Raw genomic sequence first — 18,405 nt, 5'->3', positions numbered from 1 at the left:
GGCCGCCCCAAGGGCGTGATGGTCCCGCACCGCAACGTCGTCCGGCTGTTCACGCACACGGCCCACTGGTTCGGCTTCGACGCGCGGGACGTGTGGACGCTCTTCCACTCCTACGCCTTCGACTTCTCCGTATGGGAACTGTGGGGCCCGCTGCTCAGCGGCGGCCGTCTCGTCGTCGTGCCGCGCGAGGTGAGCCGCGCCCCGCGCGAGTTCCTGGAGCTCCTGGCACGGGAGCGCGTCACCGTGCTCAACCAGACCCCGTCGGCCTTCTACCAGCTGGTACAGGCCGACCGGGAGCACCCCGCGCTCGGGGACCGGCTGGCGCTGCGCCAGGTCGTCTTCGGCGGTGAGGCGCTCGACCTGCGGCGTCTGGCGGGCTGGTACGAGCGGCACGCCGACGACGCCCCGCGCCTGGTCAACATGTACGGCATCACCGAGACCACCGTGCACGTCACCTACCGGGCCCTGGACCGCGGCGCCGTCGCCGACGCCACCACCAGCCTCATCGGCGAGCCCATCCCCGACCTGCGCGCCTACGTCCTGGACAGCCACCTCAGGCTGGCGCCGCCCGGTGTGGCCGGAGAGCTGTACGTCGCCGGGGCGGGCCTGGCCCGCGGCTACCTGGGCCGCCCGGACCTGACCGCGCAGCGCTTCGTCGCCGACCCGTACGGCGCGCCGGGCACCCGCATGTACCGCACCGGCGACGTGGTCCGCCGCAACGCCGACGGCGAGCTGGAGTACGTCGGCCGCGCCGACGACCAGGTCAAGATCCGCGGCTTCCGCATCGAACTCGGCGAGATCGAATCCGCGCTGGAGGCACACCCCGGCGTCGCCCGGGCCGCCGTGCTCGCAAGGGAGGACGCGCCCGGCGACAAGCGGCTGGTGGGCTATGTCGTACCGCAGGGTGACGACGGCCTCGACACCGCCGGGCTACGGGAGTTCACCGCCACCCTCCTGCCCGACTACATGGTGCCCGCGGCCCTGATCTCCCTCCCGGGGCTGCCGCTGACCGTGAACGGCAAGCTGGATGCCAAGGCCCTGCCCGCACCCGACTACGCCGCCGGGACGGGCGCCGCCCGCCGTGCCCCGCGCACCGCCACGGAGCGCACCCTGTGCCAGGCGTTCGCCGAGGTGCTGGGCATCGAAGAAGTCGGCATCGACGACAACTTCTTCGACCTCGGCGGCCACTCGCTGCTCGCCACCCGGCTGGCGGCCAGGGTCCGGGCGGCGCTGGAGGTGGACCTGTCCGTACGGGCGGTCTTCGAGGCGCCCACCGTGGCCGGGCTCGCCGAACGCTGCGGCGCCGCCACCGGCACGCACGAACCGCTGCTCCCCGTGCCCCGGCCCGAGCGGATACCCCTGTCCTTCGCGCAGCGCAGGCTGTGGTTCCTGCACCGCATCGAGGGTCCCAGCGCCACGTACAACCTGACGCTCGCGCTGCGGCTGACCGGACGGCTGGACCAGCAGGCGCTGCGGGCCGCGCTCCAGGACGTGGTGGCCCACCACGAGAGCCTGCGCACCGTCTTCCCGGACGACGACGGAAACCCGTACCAGCTCGTCCGCACGCCCGAACAGGCGCAGGTCGAGGTCGAGTTCCTGGACGTCGAGGAGAGCGAGGCGGAGCGGTACGCCGAGGAGGCGGCCGGCCACGCCTTCGACCTCACCACCGACATTCCCGTACGGGCCCGGGTGCTGACCACCGGCCCCGACACCTGCGTCCTCGTCCTGGTCCTGCACCACGTCTCCGCGGACGGCTGGTCGCTGACGCCGCTGGCGGACGGCCTCGCCACCGCGTACACCGCGCGGGCCGCGGGCGACCGGCCGGAATTCCGGCCGCTGCCCGTCCAGTACGCCGACTACACCCTGTGGCAGCAGCGGACCCTCGGCAGCGAGGACGACCCGGACAGCCCGATCGCCCAGCAGGTCGCCCACTGGCGCGACGCGCTGGCCGGGCTGCCGGAAGAGCTGGCGCTGCCCTTCGACCGGCAGCGGCCCGCGGTGCTCAGCCACCGTGGCGCCACCGTCCCGGTCCGCATCCGCCCCGAGTTGCACGCCGCCCTCCGCGAGCTGGCGCGCGCCAACGGCGCCTCGGTGTTCATGGTGCTGCGGGCCGCACTGGCCACCGTCCTTTCGAGGCTCGGAGCCGGTACGGACGTGCCCATCGGCACACCGGTGGCCGGCCGCACCGACCAGGCCCTGGACGACGCCGTGGGCTTCTTCGTCAACACCCTGGTGCTGCGGACCGACCTGTCCGGCGACCCCACCTTCACCGAGCTGCTGGCCCGGGTACGGGAGGGCGACCTCGCCGCGCACGGTCACCAGGACGTGCCGTTCGAGCGGCTGGTGGAGGTGCTGCAACCGGCCCGGTCCATGGCACGGCACCCGCTGTTCCAGGTCATGCTGTCCATGGACAACAACAGCGCGGCCGACCTGGACCTGCCCGGCCTGACCGCCGAACCGGTGGAACTCGGCTCCCGTACCGCCAAGTTCGACCTGACCCTGCACGTCATGGAGACCCAGGGCGGGACCGGCCCGGCCGGTATCGAAGGCGAGCTGGAATACAGCACCGACCTCTTCGACCGCGCCACCGTCCAGGGCGTCCTGGACCGGCTGGAGCGGGTGCTCACCGCTGTCACCGAGGCCCCGGACCGGCCCCTGTCGGCGATCGACGTGCTCGGCGGCGCCGAACGCGAACGGCTCCTGGCCGACGGCACCGGCACCGCCCTGCCCGAACCCGCCGGCCGGCGGCCCACCGTCCCCGAGCTGTTCGCTGCCCAGGTGGCGGCGGCACCCGGCGCCATCGCGGTCTCCACACAGGAAGCCGAGCTGACCTACGCGGAGCTGGACGCACGGTCCAACCGCCTCGCGCGGCTGCTCATCGGGCACGGAGCCGGGCCGGAGACCTTCGTGGCCCTCGCGCTGCGGCCCGGCACGGACCTGGTGGTCGCCGCGCTGGCGGTGCTCAAGACGGGCGCCGCGTACGTACCGATAGACACCACCTACCCGGCCGAGCGCATCGCGTACATGCTCGCCGACTCCGCGGCGGTGCTCGCCGTCACCGACGACGGCACGCTGCCGACGGCGGCCGACGCGCCCCCCGCGGTCCGGCCGGCGGAAGCGGACGGCCTGGACGGCACGGCCCTGGACCGGCCGGCGCCCCACCCGGCGCACCCCGCGTACACCATCTACACCTCGGGCTCGACCGGCCGTCCCAAGGGCGTCGTCATCGAGCACCATTCGCTCGCCGCCTACGTGCGCTGGGCCACCGAGGCGTACCCCTCGCTCGCCGGGACGGCCCTGCTGCACTCCTCGGTGTCCTTCGACCTCACCGTCACCAGCCTGTTCGGGCCGCTGATCAGCGGGGGCAGGGTGCACGTCGGACCGCTGGACGACGCCGACGGCACAACCGGGCGTCCCGCCGCGACCTTCGTCAAGGCGACCCCCGCCCACCTGCCGCTGCTCACCGTGCTGCCCCGACCGTTCTCGCCCACCGGCGAACTGGTCGTCGGCGGCGAGCAGTTGGTCGGCGAGGTGCTGGACCAGTGGCGCACCGCCCACCCCGGCGCCGCCGTCGTCAACGAATACGGCCCGACGGAGGCCACCGTCGGCTGTGTCGTGCACCGCGTCGGACCCGACGAGGAGATCACCCCCGGGGCGCTGCCGATCGGCCGCCCGATCCCCGGCGCCGGTGTCCGGGTGCTGGACGAGCGGCTGCGCCTGGTGCCGGAAGGCGTCCTGGGCGAGCTGTACCTCACCGGCGCCGGGCTGGCCCGCGGCTATCTGGGCCGCCCCGGCCTGACCGCGCAGCGCTTCGTCGCCGACCCGTACGGCGCCCCCGGCGCCCGCATGTACCGCACCGGTGACCTGGTCCGCTGGCACCGAGGGCGGCTGGAGTACGCCGGCCGCGTCGACGACCAGGTGAAGGTGCGCGGCTTCCGTATCGAACTCGGCGAGATCGAGGCGGTGCTCAGCGGCCACCCCCGGGTGACCCACGCGGCCGTCGTGGTGCGCGAGGACGGCCCGGGGGACCGGCGGCTGGTCGGCTACGCGGGCGGCGAGTGCGAGGCCGCCGAGCTGCGCGCGTACCTGGCGGAGCGGCTGCCGGACTACATGGTGCCCCCGGTGGTCGTGGTACTGCCGGAGCTGCCGCTGACCCCGAACGGCAAGGTCGACCGCAGGGCCCTGCCCGCGCCGGAACCCGCAGAGGCCGCCACCACCTCCGGCGAACCACCGCGTACCCGGGCCGAGCGGGTGCTGTGCGACCTCTTCGCCGAGCTGCTCAAGCTGCCCGAGGTCGGGGCCGACGACGGCTTCTTCGACCTGGGCGGCGACAGCATCGTCTCGATCCAGCTGGTCAGCCGCGCCCGCAAGGCCGGTATCGGCATCTCGCCGCGCGATGTGTTCACCCACAAGACGCCGCGGGAACTGGCCCGCGCCGCCAGGACCGAGCGCGCCGCGACGGCCGAGGACCCCGCCGCCGCGATCGGTGAGATACCGCTGACGCCCATCGTCGCCGGGATGCTCGCGGACGGTGGCCCGCACGCGCAGTTCCACCAGTCGATGCTGATGAGCGTGCCCGCGGGTCTCGGCGCGGCACGGCTGGCCCGCGCGCTGGACGCGGTGCTCGACCACCACGCCGTACTGCGGTCCCGGCTGACGGCGGACGGGCAGTGGACCGTCCTCGACCGTGGCGCGGTACGGGCCGACGCGTGCCTGTCGCGTGTCGACGTGACCGGGCTGGACACCGCCGCCCTGACCGCCGTGGTGGAACGCGAGAACCTGGCGGCACAGCACCGGCTCTCGCCCGCCGACGGCCGCGTGCTCCAGGCCGTCTGGTTCGACGCCGGACCCGACCGGCCCGGACGGCTGCTCGTCCTCGCCCACCACCTCGTGGTCGACGGTGTCTCCTGGCGCATCCTGCTGCCCGACCTCCACAGCGCCTGGGAACAGGCGGGGGAGGCCGGGGACGGCACGGTGACGCTGGAGCCGGTGGGCACCTCGTTCCGTACCTGGGCGACCAAGCTGCGGGACGCCGCCGCCGACCCGCGGCGCGTGGAGACCGAACTGCCGCTGTGGCAGCAGTACGCGCAAGGCGCCGAGCCGCTGGCCGCCCGTCCGCTGGACGCGGCGGTGGACACCGCCGCCACGGGCCGGGACCTCACTCTGTCCCTGCCCACCCGCTGGACCGAAGCCCTGCTGACGGTGGTGCCCTCGGTCTTCAACGCGGGCGTCAACGATGCGCTGCTGACCGCCCTGGCCCTGGCCGTCGCCGACCGGCGGGGCACCGGCGGGGTCGCGGTCGAGCTGGAGGGCCACGGCCGCGAGGAGCACATCGTCGACGGCGCCGACCTCTCGCGCACCGTCGGCTGGTTCACCAGCCTCTTCCCCGTATCCCTCACCCTGGACGGCATCGACATCGCGGACGCGCTGGCCGGCGGCCCGGCGGCGGGCACCGCGCTCAAGCAGGTCAAGGAGCGGCTGCGGGCCATCCCCGACCACGGAGTCGGGTACGGCCTGCTGCGCCACCTCAACCCCGCGACCGGGGAAGAGCTGGCGGCCCAGGCCCGGCCGGAGATCGGCCTCAACTACCTCGGCCGGTTCGCCGCCGGGGACGGTGACGGGGCGGACGGGGCCGGCCGGCCCGAGGACGCGTACTGGATCGGCGAGCCCGGCGGCGGCAGCGAGCCGGACATGCCACTGGCCCACGTGATCGACATCAACGCCATGACCGAGGACCGGCCCGAAGGACCCGTCCTGGTCGCCACCTGGACCTGGGCCGCCGAGCTGCTGCCCGAGGCGGAGGTCCGGCGGCTCGCCGACGGCTGGCTCGCGGCCCTGCGCGCCCTCCTCGGCCACGCCGAGCGCCCCGACGCGGGCGGCCTCACCCCGTCCGACGTCTCGCTCGTCGAGGTGGACCAGGACGACATCGATGAGTTCGAAAGCGACATGGAAGACGACTGGGGGACCGCGGAGTGAAGCAGCAGTCGAAGATCGAAGACCTCCTTCCGCTGTCACCCCTGCAAGAAGGGCTGCTCTTCCACGCCCTGTACGACGAGCGGGAAGCAGACCTGTACGCGGTCCAGCTGACGCTCGACTTCCACGGCGAACTGGACGCCGGACGGCTCCGCAGGTCAGTCGAGGCCGTCGTACGGCGTCACCCGGCGCTGCGTGCAGCCTTCCGCCAGCGCAAGAGCGGCGAATCCGTACAGCTCATCGCCCGCGCGGTCCAGGTGCCGTGGCAGGAGGCCGACCTCTCGGGCCGCCCGGCGGCACAGGCGGAGGCCGAGGCCGCGCGACTGGCCGAGGCGGACCGTACGCGCCGGTTCGACATGACCCGGCCGCCGCTGCTGCGCTTCACGCTCCTCAAGCTCGCGGACGGGCTGCACCGGCTGGTCTTCACCCACCACCACATCCTGCTCGACGGCTGGTCGATGCCGCTGGTCTTCGGCGAGGTCTTCGAGATCTACGCACGCGACGGCGACGCGTCCGCGCTGCCCGGCGTCCGCCCGTACAAGGACTACCTGTCCTGGCTCGCCACCCAGGACCGCACGGAGGCCGAGGCGGCCTGGCGGCACGCCCTGTCGGGCGCGGAGCCCTGCATGGTGGCGCCCGCCGGCGCGCTGCGCGAGTCGGTGGTGCCGGGCAAGTGCGTGAGCGTACTGAGCGCCGCGGAGACCAAGGCGCTCGGCGAACGGGCCCGCGGGCTGGGCGTCACCGTCAACACGGTGGTGCAGGCGGCCTGGGCGCTGGTGCTCGGCTCCCTCACCGGCCGCGACGACGTGGTCTTCGGCGCCACGGTGTCGGGCCGCCCGCCGGAGCTGGACGGTGTCGAGGACATCGTCGGCATGTTCATCAACACCCTGCCGGTCCGGCTGCGCCTGGACCCGTCCGAGACGCTGGGCCGGCTCGTCACGCGTCTCCAGGAGGAGCAGACCCAGCTGCTCGCCCACCAGTACCTGGGCCTCAACCAGCTCCAGTCCCTCGCGGGCGGCGAACTCTTCGACACCCTCATGGTGTTCGAGAACTATCCCATCGACGAGGACGCCTTCGACGACACGGAGGACGGCCTGCGGGTCTCGGCCGTCGCCGCGGACGACGCGACCAACTACCCGCTGAGCGTCTCGGTCGTCCCCGGCCACGACCTGGAGATCCGCTTCGACTACCGCCCCGACCTCTTCCGGCTGGAGCAGGCCCAGGAGGTGCTGGACCGCCTGGTACGGGCGGTCCTGTCGATCACCGAGGACCCGGACAAGTGCGTGGGCCGGGTGGACGTGCTCCCCGCGCCGGAGCGGGTCCGGCTGCTGGCGCTGGGTCGGGGCACGGGGCTCCGGACCGCCCCGACGACCCTGGCCGAGCTGTTCGAGGAGCAGGCCACGGCCACGCCGGACGCCACCGCGCTGGTGTCCGCCGACGGTGAGCTGACCTTCGCCGAACTCGACGCTCGGGCCGACCGGTTGGCCGCCATGCTCACCGCACGCGGCGTACGGCCGGAATCCCGCGTCGCCCTCGTGCTGCCGCGCGACTCCTCGGCCCTGGTGGCGATGCTGGCGGTGCTCAAGTCCGGCGCCGCGTTCGTGCCCGTGGACATCGAGTACCCGGCTGAGCGCATCGGCTACATGCTCACCGACGCGGCCCCGGTGCTCACCCTGACCACGACCACCACCCGCGCGGCCGTGTCCGGCACGGGCGTCGCCGAACTCGTCCTGGACGACGCGGAGACCGTGCGGACGCTTGCCGCCACGGACGTGGCGCGGCGTGAGGACAGGACGCGGGTGTCGCCGTCCAGCCCGGCGTATGTGATCTATACGTCGGGTTCAACGGGGCGTCCCAAGGGTGTGGTGGTGGAGCACCGGAGTGTGGTGAATCTGCTCCGTGCGCACCAGGCGGAGTTCTATGGCCCGGTGTCGGGTGGGCGCCGGTTCCGGATCGCGCTGACGGCTTCGCTGTCGTTCGATACCGCGTGGGACGAGCTGCTGTGGATGTGGGCGGGTCACGAGCTGCACTTCATCGACGACCGCACCCGGCGCGACCCCGACACACTCCGCGACTACGCCCTCGACAAGTCCCTCGACCTGCTGGACGTGACGCCGACGTTCGCACAGCACCTGTTGGACTCCGGCCTGTTCTCGGGGCCGGGACACCGGCCGAGTGTGCTGGTGGTCGGTGGTGAGGCGCTGGGCGCGGCGCTGTGGGAGCGGCTGGCGGCGCTGGAGGGCGTGTCGGTCCATAACTTCTACGGGCCGACGGAAGCGACGGTGGATGTGACCTCCACCGGCCTGGCGGACGCCTCCTGGCCCGCCATCGGCCGCCCGGTGGGCAATGCCGGGGTGTACGTGTTGGACGGGCGGTTGCGTCTGGTTCCGGTGGGTGTGCCGGGTGAGCTGTACGTATCGGGTGAGGGCCTGGCGCGCGGCTACCTGGGCCGTGCGGGCCTGACGGCCGAACGATTCGTGGCCGATCCGTACGGTACGGCGGGCGCTCGTATGTACCGCACCGGTGACGTGGTGCGCTGGAACGCGCGCGGTCAGCTGGAGTTCGTGGGCCGGGCCGACGACCAGGTCAAGATCCGCGGCTTCCGCGTCGAACTCGGCGAAGTCGAAGCGGCCCTGACCGCCCTGCCGGGCGTGAACCGGGCCGCGGTCGTGGTGCGTACCGACGGCGATGTCACCCGGCTGGTCGGTTACGTGGTCGGGAACGCGGAGGGGCCGCGGCTGCGGCAGGCACTCGCCGACCGGCTGCCCGACTACATGGTCCCGGCCGCGGTCGTCCCGCTGGACGAGCTGCCGCTGACCGCCAACGGCAAGATCGACCGCAAGGCGCTGCTCGCGGACCAGCCGGCGCCGGACTACGCCGGGTCGGCCGCCCGCTCCGGCCGCGCGCCGCGTACGGAGACCGAACGGCTGCTGGCCGGGCTCTTCGCCGAGGTGCTGGGCGTTCCCCAAGTGGGGCTGGACGACAGCTTCTTCGACCTGGGCGGCGACAGCATCGTCTCCATCCAGCTCGTCAGCCGCGCCCGCAAGGCCGGGCTCGTGCTCAGCCCGCGCGAGGTCTTCACCCACCGTACGGTCGAGGCGCTCGCCGCGGTCGCGGACACCGCGCGGGACGCGGTCGTGGTGGAGGAGGCCGGGGCGGGCATCGGGCAAGTGCCGGTGACCCCGATCGTGGCCGTGACCGACGAGGCCGGGCCCTGGGGCGAGTTCCACCAGTCGATGCTGGTCGAGGTCCCCGCCGACGCGGGGCTCGACCGGCTGACCACCGCGCTCCAGGCGGTGCTGGACCACCACGACGTGCTGCGCTCCCGGCTCGACGGGGGTACCTGGGAGATCGCGCCGCGCGGTGCCGTGCGGGCTGCCGTACGGCGTGTGGACGTGGCCGGGGCGGACGGTGACGCGCTGATGGCGGCCCTGGCCGACGAGGCCGAGGCGGCGCAGCGGTCGCTGGACCCGAAGACCGGCGACCTCGTGCGGGCCGTGTGGTTCGACGCCGGTCCGCACGCCTCGGGACGCCTGCTCCTGGCCATCCACCACTTGGCCGTGGACGGCGTGTCCTGGCGCATCCTGCTGCCCGACCTGCGCAGCGCGTGGGAGCAGACCACCGGGGGAGGGGAGATCGAACTCGACCCGGTCGGCACGTCGTTCCGCACCTGGGCGCGCGCCCTGGAGACGGCGGCACGGGAACGGACCGGCGAACTCGAACTGTGGCGCGCCATGGTGGCCGAGCCCGAACCGCTCCTCGGCGCCCGCGCCCTCGACCCGGCCCTCGACACCGTCACCACGGCGGCCGAGCTGACGCTCAGCCTCCCCGCCCGGTGGACCGCGCCGCTGCTGACCCAAGTGCCCGCCGCGTTCCGGGCCGGCATCAACGACGTGCTGCTCACGGGCCTGGCGATCGCCGTCGCGAACTGGCGCGACCGGCAGGGCAAGGAGAACGCCGGACGCGCCGTCCTGGTGGACCTGGAGGGCCACGGCCGCGAGGAGCAGGCCGTGCCCGGCGCGGACCTGTCCCGTACGGTCGGCTGGTTCACCAGCCTGTACCCGGTCCGCCTGGACCTGGACGGCATCGACCCGGCCGACGCCGCCGCGGGCGGCGCGGCGGCGGGCGCCGCCCTCAAGCGGATCAAGGAACAGCTGCGGTCCGTACCGGACAACGGCATCGGCTACGGCCTGCTGCGCCACCTCGATCCGCGGACGGCCGAACAGCTGGCGGGCGGCGCCGTACCGCAGATCGGCTTCAACTACCTGGGCCGGTTCGCGACGAGCGGCCCGCAGGACACCGGCGGGGATGCGCACTGGGTGTCCGCGCCCGAGGCCACCGGCATCGGCGGCGGCACCAACGACGACATGCCGCTGCCGCACCTCATCGAGGTCAACGCCCACACCGAGGACCGCGCGGACGGCCCGCACCTGGTCGCCACCGTGGGCTGGGCCGGTGACGTGCTGTCCGAGGCGGACGTCAAGGCCCTCGGCGAGGCATGGTTCGACGCGCTCAAGGCGCTGGCGGCGCACGCCGCGCGGCCGGGCGCCGGCGGGCTCACCCCCTCCGACGTACCCCTGGCCGGACTCGGCCAGCCGGAGCTGGACGCGCTCGCCGCGACCGTCCCCGGCGAGCTGGCCGACGTGCTGCCGCTCGCGCCCCTCCAGCAGGGCCTGCTTTTCCACGCCGTATTCGAGGAGCAGGGCCCCGACATCTACAACACGCAGCTCGTCTTCGACCTCGAAGGCGACTTCGACGCCGACGCGCTGCGCACCGCCGCACACCTCCTGCTGGACCGGCACGCCAACCTGCGCGCCGCCTTCCGGCACGACGGCCTGGACCGCCCGCTCCAGCTCATCCCCGCACGCGTCGATCTCCCGTGGGAAGAGATCGACCTCACCCACCTCCCCGCCCAGGAGGCCGAAGCCCGGGCTCGGGCGGCGGTCGAGGCCGACCGGCTGCGCCGCTTCGACCTCGGCGCACCGCCGCTGGTGCGCTTCACCGTGCTCACGCTGCCGGGCGGCCGGGCCAAGGTGCTGTTCACCAGCCACCACATCCTGCTGGACGGGTGGTCGACCCCGCTCCTGGTGGGCGAGCTGTTCGAGCTGTACACGTCCGGTGGCGACGCCGCCGCCCCGCCCAAGGTCCGCCCGTACCGGGACTATCTCGCCTGGCTGGCGGGCCAGGACCGGCAGGCCGCCGAGGGCGCCTGGCAGCAGGCGCTCGCGGGCGTCGAGCCCTGCCTCCTCGTACCGGAGGACAACCAGCACACGCCGGTGCTGCCCGCGCAGCGCTCGGTACGGGCGACGGCGGAGCGGACCGAGGCGCTGACCGCCTTCGCGCGCCGGCACGGTCTGACCCTGAACACCGTCGTGCAGGGCGCCTGGGCGGTACTGCTGAGCAGGCTGACCGGCCGCGACGACGTGGTGTTCGGCAGCACCGTCTCCGGACGCCCGCCCGAGGTCCCCGGCGTCGAGACCATGGTGGGCCTGTTCATCAACACCCTGCCGGTCCGCGTCACCACGGACCCGGACCAGCCGGTCGCCACGCTGCTGTCCCGCCTCCAGCACCAGCAGACCGAGCTGATGCCGCACCAGTACCTCGGCCTCAACCGCCTCCAGTCCCTGGCCGGAACCGGCGCGCTCTTCGACACCCTGCTGGTCTTCGAGAACTACCCCGTGGACGGCACGGCCCTGGACGAGCAGACCGGCGGGCTGTCGATCCGCGGCGTCGAGGGCGAGGACGCCGCGCACTACCCCGTCAGCCTCGCCGCGATCCCCGGCACCGAACTGGAGCTGCGCGCCGACTACCGGCCCGACCTCTTCGACGCCGAGCGCGTGGACCAGCTCCTCGGCAGCCTCCTGCGGGTCCTGGACGCCATGGCCGACAACCCCCGGGGCACGGTCGGCGACATCGAGATCCACTCGGCGGACGCCCGGACCGCCCTGCTGGAAACCGGGCGCGGCACCGAGGTCCCGGCCACCCCGGCAACCCTGGCCGAGCTGTTCGAGGCGCAGGCCGCGGCCACGCCCGAGGCGACGGCGCTGGTGTGCGCCGACGGCCGGTTCACCTTCGCCGACCTCAACGCCCGCGCCAACCGGCTCGCGCACCTGCTGGTCGCGCGGGGTGCCGGACCGGAGACCTCGGTGGCGTCGGCGCTCCCGAGGACCGGCGAGGCCGTCGTCGGCCTGCTGGCGGTGCTGAAGTCCGGCGCCGCCTACGTCCCCGTCGACCTGGAGTACCCGGCGGACCGCATCGCGTTCATGCTGGCCGACTCCCGCCCCGTACTGACCCTGACCACGCACGGACCGGCATCGGCGGAACTGCCGTCCGGGACGGACCAACTGCCGCTGGACGACCCCGAGACCGTACGGGCGCTCGCCGCGCTCCCCGCCACGGACCTGGCACAGGCCGACCGGGTGGCGCCGGTGTCGCCGTCCAGCCCGGCGTATGTGATCTATACGTCGGGTTCGACCGGCCGCCCCAAGGGTGTGGTGGTGGAGCACCGAAGCGTGGTGAATCTGCTCCGAGCCCACCAGGCGGAATTCTTCGGGCCGGTATCGGACGGGCGCCGGTTCCGGATCGCGCTGACGGCGTCGCTGTCGTTCGACACCGCGTGGGACGAGCTGCTGTGGATGTGGGCCGGTCACGAGCTGCACTTCATCGACGAGACCACGCGCCGGGACCCCGAGCTGCTGCGTGCGTACGCGGTGGCCGAGCAGCTGGATCTGCTGGACGTGACGCCGACGTTCGCGCAGCACTTGTTGGACTCCGGGCTGTTCACGGGGCCGGGACACCGGCCGAAAACGCTGGTAGTTGGCGGTGAGGCGCTGGGCGCGGCGCTGTGGGAGCGGCTGGCGGCGCTGGAGGACGTGTCGGTTCACAACTTCTACGGGCCGACGGAGGCCACGGTTGACGTGACCTCTACCGGGCTGGCGGAGGCGTCCTGGCCTGCGATCGGGCGACCGGTGGGCAACGCCCGGGTGTACGTGTTGGACGGGCGGTTGCGTCTGGTTCCGGTGGGTGTGCCGGGTGAGCTGTACGTATCGGGTGAGGGTCTGGCGCGCGGCTACCTGGGCCGTGCGGGCCTGACAGCGGAGCGGTTTGTCGCCGATCCGTACGGTACGGCGGGCGCTCGTATGTACCGCACCGGTGACGTGGTGCGCTGGAACGCGCGCGGTCAGCTGGAGTTCGTGGGCCGGGCCGACGACCAGGTCAAGATCCGCGGCTTCCGCGTCGAACTCGGCGAGGTCGAAGCGGCGCTCGCGGCGCATCCCGGTGTCAGCCGGGCGACCGTGGCCGTACGGGAGGACCGGCCGGGCGTCACCCGGCTGGTCGGCTATGTCGTCGGTACGGCGGACGGACACGAGGTGCGGTCCTTCCTCGGCGGGCGGCTGCCCGACTACATGGTTCCGGCCGTGGTCGTATCGCTGGACGAGCTGCCGCTGACCGCCAACGGCAAGATCGACCGCAAGGCACTGCCCGCGCCCGCCCACCACGCCACCAGCGACCGGCCGCTGTCCGGCCCGCGCGACGCGACGGAGCGGACGCTGTGCGAGGTGTTCGCCGAGGTGCTGGGGGTGCCGGAGGTGGGCATCGACGACAGCTTCTTCGACCTGGGCGGTGACAGCATCGTCTCCATCCAGCTCGTCGGCCGCGCCCGCAAGGCCGGGCTCGTGCTCAGCCCCCGGGACGTCTTCCGGCACCGGACGCCGCGCGCTCTGGCGCAGATCGCCGGCGACCGTCCGCCGGGCGTGGCCGAGGACCGGGACGCCGGTACCGGCCCGGTGCCGCTGACCCCGATCGTGGCCTCCATGATCCAGGAGGCCGGGCACTACGCCGGGTTCCACCAGTCGATGCTGGTCGAGGTCCCGGCCGGGCTGGGGCTCGACCGGCTGACCGCCGCGCTCCAGGCCGTACTCGATCACCATGACGTGCTCCGGTCCCGGCTGCGCGGGGACAGCTGGGAGATCGCCCCGCGGGGGACGGTGCCCGCGGCTGCGTGCGTCGAGCGGGTGGATGTCTCCGCGGCCGACGCCGACGGGCTTCTGGACGCCCTGGAGGACGCGGCCGCCGCGGCACAGCGGAACCTGTCCCTCGAAGAGGGCCGCATCGTCCGCCTGGTCTGGTTCGACGCCGGCCCGCACGCCACAGGGCGGCTCCTCCTGGTGATCCACCACCTCGCCGTGGACGGTGTGTCCTGGCGCATCCTGCTGCCCGACCTGGCCTCCGCCTGGGAGCTGAGCGCGACGGACGGCGACTGCGTACTGGACCCCGTACCCACCTCGTTCCGCACCTGGGCCCGGGAGCTGACCAAGCGCGCCGCGGACTCCGGGCAGCGGGACTTCTGGGAGCGGACGCTCGACGGGCCCGCGTCCGCCCTCACCTCCCGCACGCTCGACCCGGCGCGGGACACCGTCGCCACGGGCGACGAACTCGCCGTGACCCTGCCCGCCGAGTGGACCGGCCCGCTGCTCACCTCGGTGCCCGCGGCCTTCCGCGCCAGTGTGGACGATGTGCTGCTCACCGGCCTGGCGCTGGCGGTCCTGACCTGGCGCCGCCGCCGCGGTCTGCCCGACACCCCCGCTGTGGTGGTCGATCTCGAAGGCCACGGCCGCCAGGAAGAGTTGGTGGACGGCGCCGATCTGTCCCGCACGGTCGGCTGGTTCACCAGCCTGTATCCCGTACGGCTGGACCTGGACGGCATCGACCGGTCCGACGCGCTGGAAGGCGGGGCCGCCGCCGGGGCCGCCCTGAAGCAGGTCAAGGAGCAGCTGCGGGCCGTCCCCGACCGGGGCATCGGCTACGGGCTGCTGCGCTACCTCAACACCGGGACGGCCGACGCCCTGGCGCGGCTGCCGCAGCCCCAGATCGGGTTCAACTACCTCGGCCGGTTCGCGGCCTCGGGGGCGGACCCGTCGGACGGGCCCTCCTACTGGGAGGCCGCTCCCGAAGCCACCGGCCTGGCCGGCGGTGCGGAGCCGGACATGGCCCTGCCGCACATCGTGGACGTCAACGCGGTGACCGAGGACCGGCCGGACGGCCCGTATCTCGTCGCGAACTGGGGCTGGGCCACCCGCGTCCTGCCCGAAGCGGACGTCCGGGAGCTGGCCGAGGCGTGGCTCGACGCGCTCAAGGCGCTGGTGACGCACGCCGCGCGGCCCGGCAGCGGCGGTCTCACCCCGTCCGACGCGCCGCTCGTCACCGTCACCCAGCGGCAACTGGACGAACTGCGCTCCGAGCACCCGTCCCTCACGGACGTGCTGCCGCTCTCGCCGCTCCAGCAGGGCCTGTTCTTCCACGCCCAGTACGACACCGACGGCGTGGACGTCTACAACACCCAGCAGATCTTCGAGCTGCGCGGGCAGGTCGACGTACCGGCCCTGCGGGCCGCGGTGGAGGCGCTGGTCGCCCGCCATTCCGTACTGCGCGCCGGCTTCCGGCAGCACGGCTTCGACCAGCCGGTGCAGTTCATCGCCGGGACCGTGGCCTCCCCGTGGCGGGAGATAACGCTCTCGGAGGCGGAAGCGGACCGGTTCGTCGAGGACGACCGGATACGCCGCTTCGACCTCGCCGCACCCCCGCTGATGCGCTTCACCCTCATCCGGCTCGGCGGCGACCGCTACCGCCTGGTGTGGACGAGCCACCACATCCTGCTCGACGGCTGGTCGGTGCCGCTGATCACCGGCGAACTCTTCGAGCTGTACGGGAAGCGCGGCGACGCGTTTGCCCTGCCGCCCGTCCGTCCCTTCGCCGACTACCTCGCCTGGCTGGCGCAGCGCGACCGTACGGCCTCCGAGCGGGTCTGGCGCGAGGTGCTGTCCGGCGCCGAGCCGTGCCTGCTCGCGCCCCCGACGGCGGAGCAGGCGCCCCCGGCGCAGCCCGCGCAGTACGCGGTCAGCGCCTCCGCCGAGCTGACGCGGGACCTTGACGCGCTGGCCCGCCGGCTCGGGCTGACGGTCAACACCGTGCTCCAGGGCGCCTGGGCACTGGTGCTCAGCCGGATGACCGGCCGCGACGACGCGGTCTTCGGCACCACGGTCTCCGGGCGCCCCGCCGAGATCCCGGGCATCGAGGACATGGTCGGGCTGTTCATCAACACCCTGCCGGTCCGGATCACGCTGGACGTCACCGAGTCCGTCGCCGATCTGCTGGCCCGTGTCCAGCACCAGCAGTCCAACCTGCTCGACCACGCCTACCTGGGCCTCGCCGACCTCCAGGCGCTCGCCGGCACCGGCGACCTCTTCGACACGCTGCTGGTCTACGAGAACTTCCCGATCGACCACGAGGCGCTGGAAGCCGCGGTCGGCGACGTGGAACTGGCCGACGCCCACGGCTCGGACGCCGCGCACTACCCGATCAGCGTCGCGGCCCTCCCCGGCGAGCGGCTGGAGTTCCGCGCCGACTATCAGCCGCACCTCTTCGAGGAGGCGTGGATCGACCGGCTCTTCGGGCGGCTGCTGCGCGTACTGGAGGCGTTCACGGCCGAGCCGGACGCCCCGGTCGGCCGCATCGGGGTCCTCTCCGGCGCCGAGCTGCGGCGGCTGATCCCGGAGCCGGTGGCGCACCGGGCCCCGGACGCCACGCTGCCCGAACTGTTCGCGGCCCGCGCGCGGGCCGTGCCGGACGCGGTCGCGGTCGTCCACGAGGACGAGCGCCTGACCTACGCGGAGCTGGACGCCCGCGCGGAGCGCTGGGCGCGGGCGCTGACCGCGCACGGCGCCGGACCCGAGACCTTCGTCGCGGTGGCGCTGCCGCGCTCGGCGGACCTCGTCGCCGCCCTGCTCGCGGTGCTCAAGTCCGGTGCCGCGTACGTACCGGTGGACCCCGGCTACCCGGCGGACCGCATCGCGTACATGCTCGACGACACCGCACCGGTGGTCGTGATCACCGAGACGGCGCGGGATCTGGACGGCGCGCCCGGCAGCAGGCTGTCGCTCGACGCGCTGCGGGCCTGGGACGACGAGGCCGAGAGGGCACCGTCCGCGCGGCCGCTGCCCGGGAACCCGGCGTACGTGATCTACACATCGGGCTCGACCGGGCGGCCCAAGGGCGTGGTCGTACCGCACGCCAACGTCGTACGGCTCTTCTCGGCGACCCGGCACTGGTTCGACGTCGGCGCCGACGACGCCTGGACGCTGTTCCACTCCTACGCCTTCGACTTCTCGGTGTGGGAGCTGTGGGGGCCGCTGCTGAGCGGCGGCCGCCTGGTGGTCGTACCGCACGAGGTGAGCCGTTCGCCGCGGGACTTCCTGCGACTGCTCTCCCGTGAACGGGTCACCGTCCTCAACCAGACCCCGTCGGCCTTCTACCAGCTCATGCAGGCCGACGAGGAGACGGACGTACCGCTCGCCCTGCGCTACGTCGTCTTCGGCGGCGAGGCGCTGGAACTGCGCCGTCTGGCGGGCTGGTACGCCCGGCACGCCGACGACGCGCCGCGCCTGGTCAACATGTACGGCATCACCGAGACCACCGTCCACGTCACCCACCTGCCGCTCGACCGCGAGACGGCACAGGGGGCCACCGGCAGCCTCATCGGCGAGGCCATCCCGGACCTGCGCACGTACGTGCTGGACGCCGGACTGCGCCCCGCCGCCCCGGGAGCCGCCGGCGAACTGTACGTCGCCGGCGCGGGCCTGGCCCGCGGCTACCTCGGACGCCCCGGCCTGACCGCGCAGCGCTTCGTCGCCGACCCGTTCGGCGCGCCCGGCACCCGGATGTACCGCACGGGCGACGTGGTGCGGTGGAACGAGGCCGGGGAGCTGGAGTACCTGGGCCGGGCCGACACCCAGGTGAAGATCCGCGGGTTCCGTATCGAACTCGGCGAGATCGAGGCCACTTTGGAGGCGCACCCGGCCGTCGCGCAGGCCGCGGTCATCGCACGCGAGGACACTCCCGGGGACCACCGGCTGGTGGCCTACGTGGTGTCCGCCGGGGATGCCGCGGACGGCACGGACCATGACGTGCTGCGGGAGTTCGCCGCCGCGCGGCTGCCGGAGTACATGGTGCCCTCGGCGTTCGTGGCGCTGGAGCGGCTGCCGCTGACCGTGAACGGGAAGCTGGACCACAAGGCGCTGCCCGCGCCCGGCCACACCGGGGCGCCGCGGGCGGCCCGGCGCGGCCCCCGCACCGCCACCGAACGCGTCCTGTGCGAGGCGTTCGCGGAGGTGCTGGGCGTGCCCGAGGTCGGCATCGACGACAGTTTCTTCCACCTCGGCGGCCACTCGCTGCTGGCCACCCGGCTCATCGGCCGGGTCCGTACGCTCCTGGACGCGGAACTGCCGATACGGGCGCTGTTCGAGGCGCCGACCGTGGCGGGGCTCGCGGAGCGCCTGGACCCGGCCGGGACGGTACGGGAGGCCCTGGCCCCGGTGCCGCGGCCGGAGCGCGTGCCGCTGTCCTTCGCGCAGCGCAGGCTCTAATTCCTCAACC

General features: G+C 73.6%; 2 protein-coding genes (1 of these 2 running past the window's edge). Both read left to right on the top strand.

What is annotated here, in order from left to right; genetic code table 11:
• Positions 1 to 5,976, top strand: partial view of a non-ribosomal peptide synthase/polyketide synthase gene (locus tag CP984_RS17530; RefSeq protein WP_129820997.1) — the end only. It extends 19,035 nt beyond the left edge of the window; 5,976 of the gene's 25,011 nt are visible here — the last part of the coding sequence; its start codon lies beyond the left edge, outside the window; the stop codon is at positions 5,974 to 5,976.
• The gene (locus CP984_RS17525) at positions 5,973 to 18,395 is read left to right on the top strand and encodes a non-ribosomal peptide synthetase (protein WP_003983009.1); all 12,423 of its coding nucleotides are present in this window, start codon (positions 5,973 to 5,975) and stop codon (positions 18,393 to 18,395) included. Before CP984_RS17530 ends, CP984_RS17525 begins: the two co-directional genes overlap by 4 nt.
• The last annotated feature ends 10 nt before the right edge of the window (positions 18,396 to 18,405 follow it).

The organism is Streptomyces rimosus (genome assembly GCF_008704655.1).
GTDB lineage: Bacteria > Actinomycetota > Actinomycetes > Streptomycetales > Streptomycetaceae > Streptomyces > Streptomyces rimosus.
The sequence above is the reverse complement of the archived record's forward strand: the minus strand, read 5'-3'. Positions and strand labels throughout refer to the sequence as shown.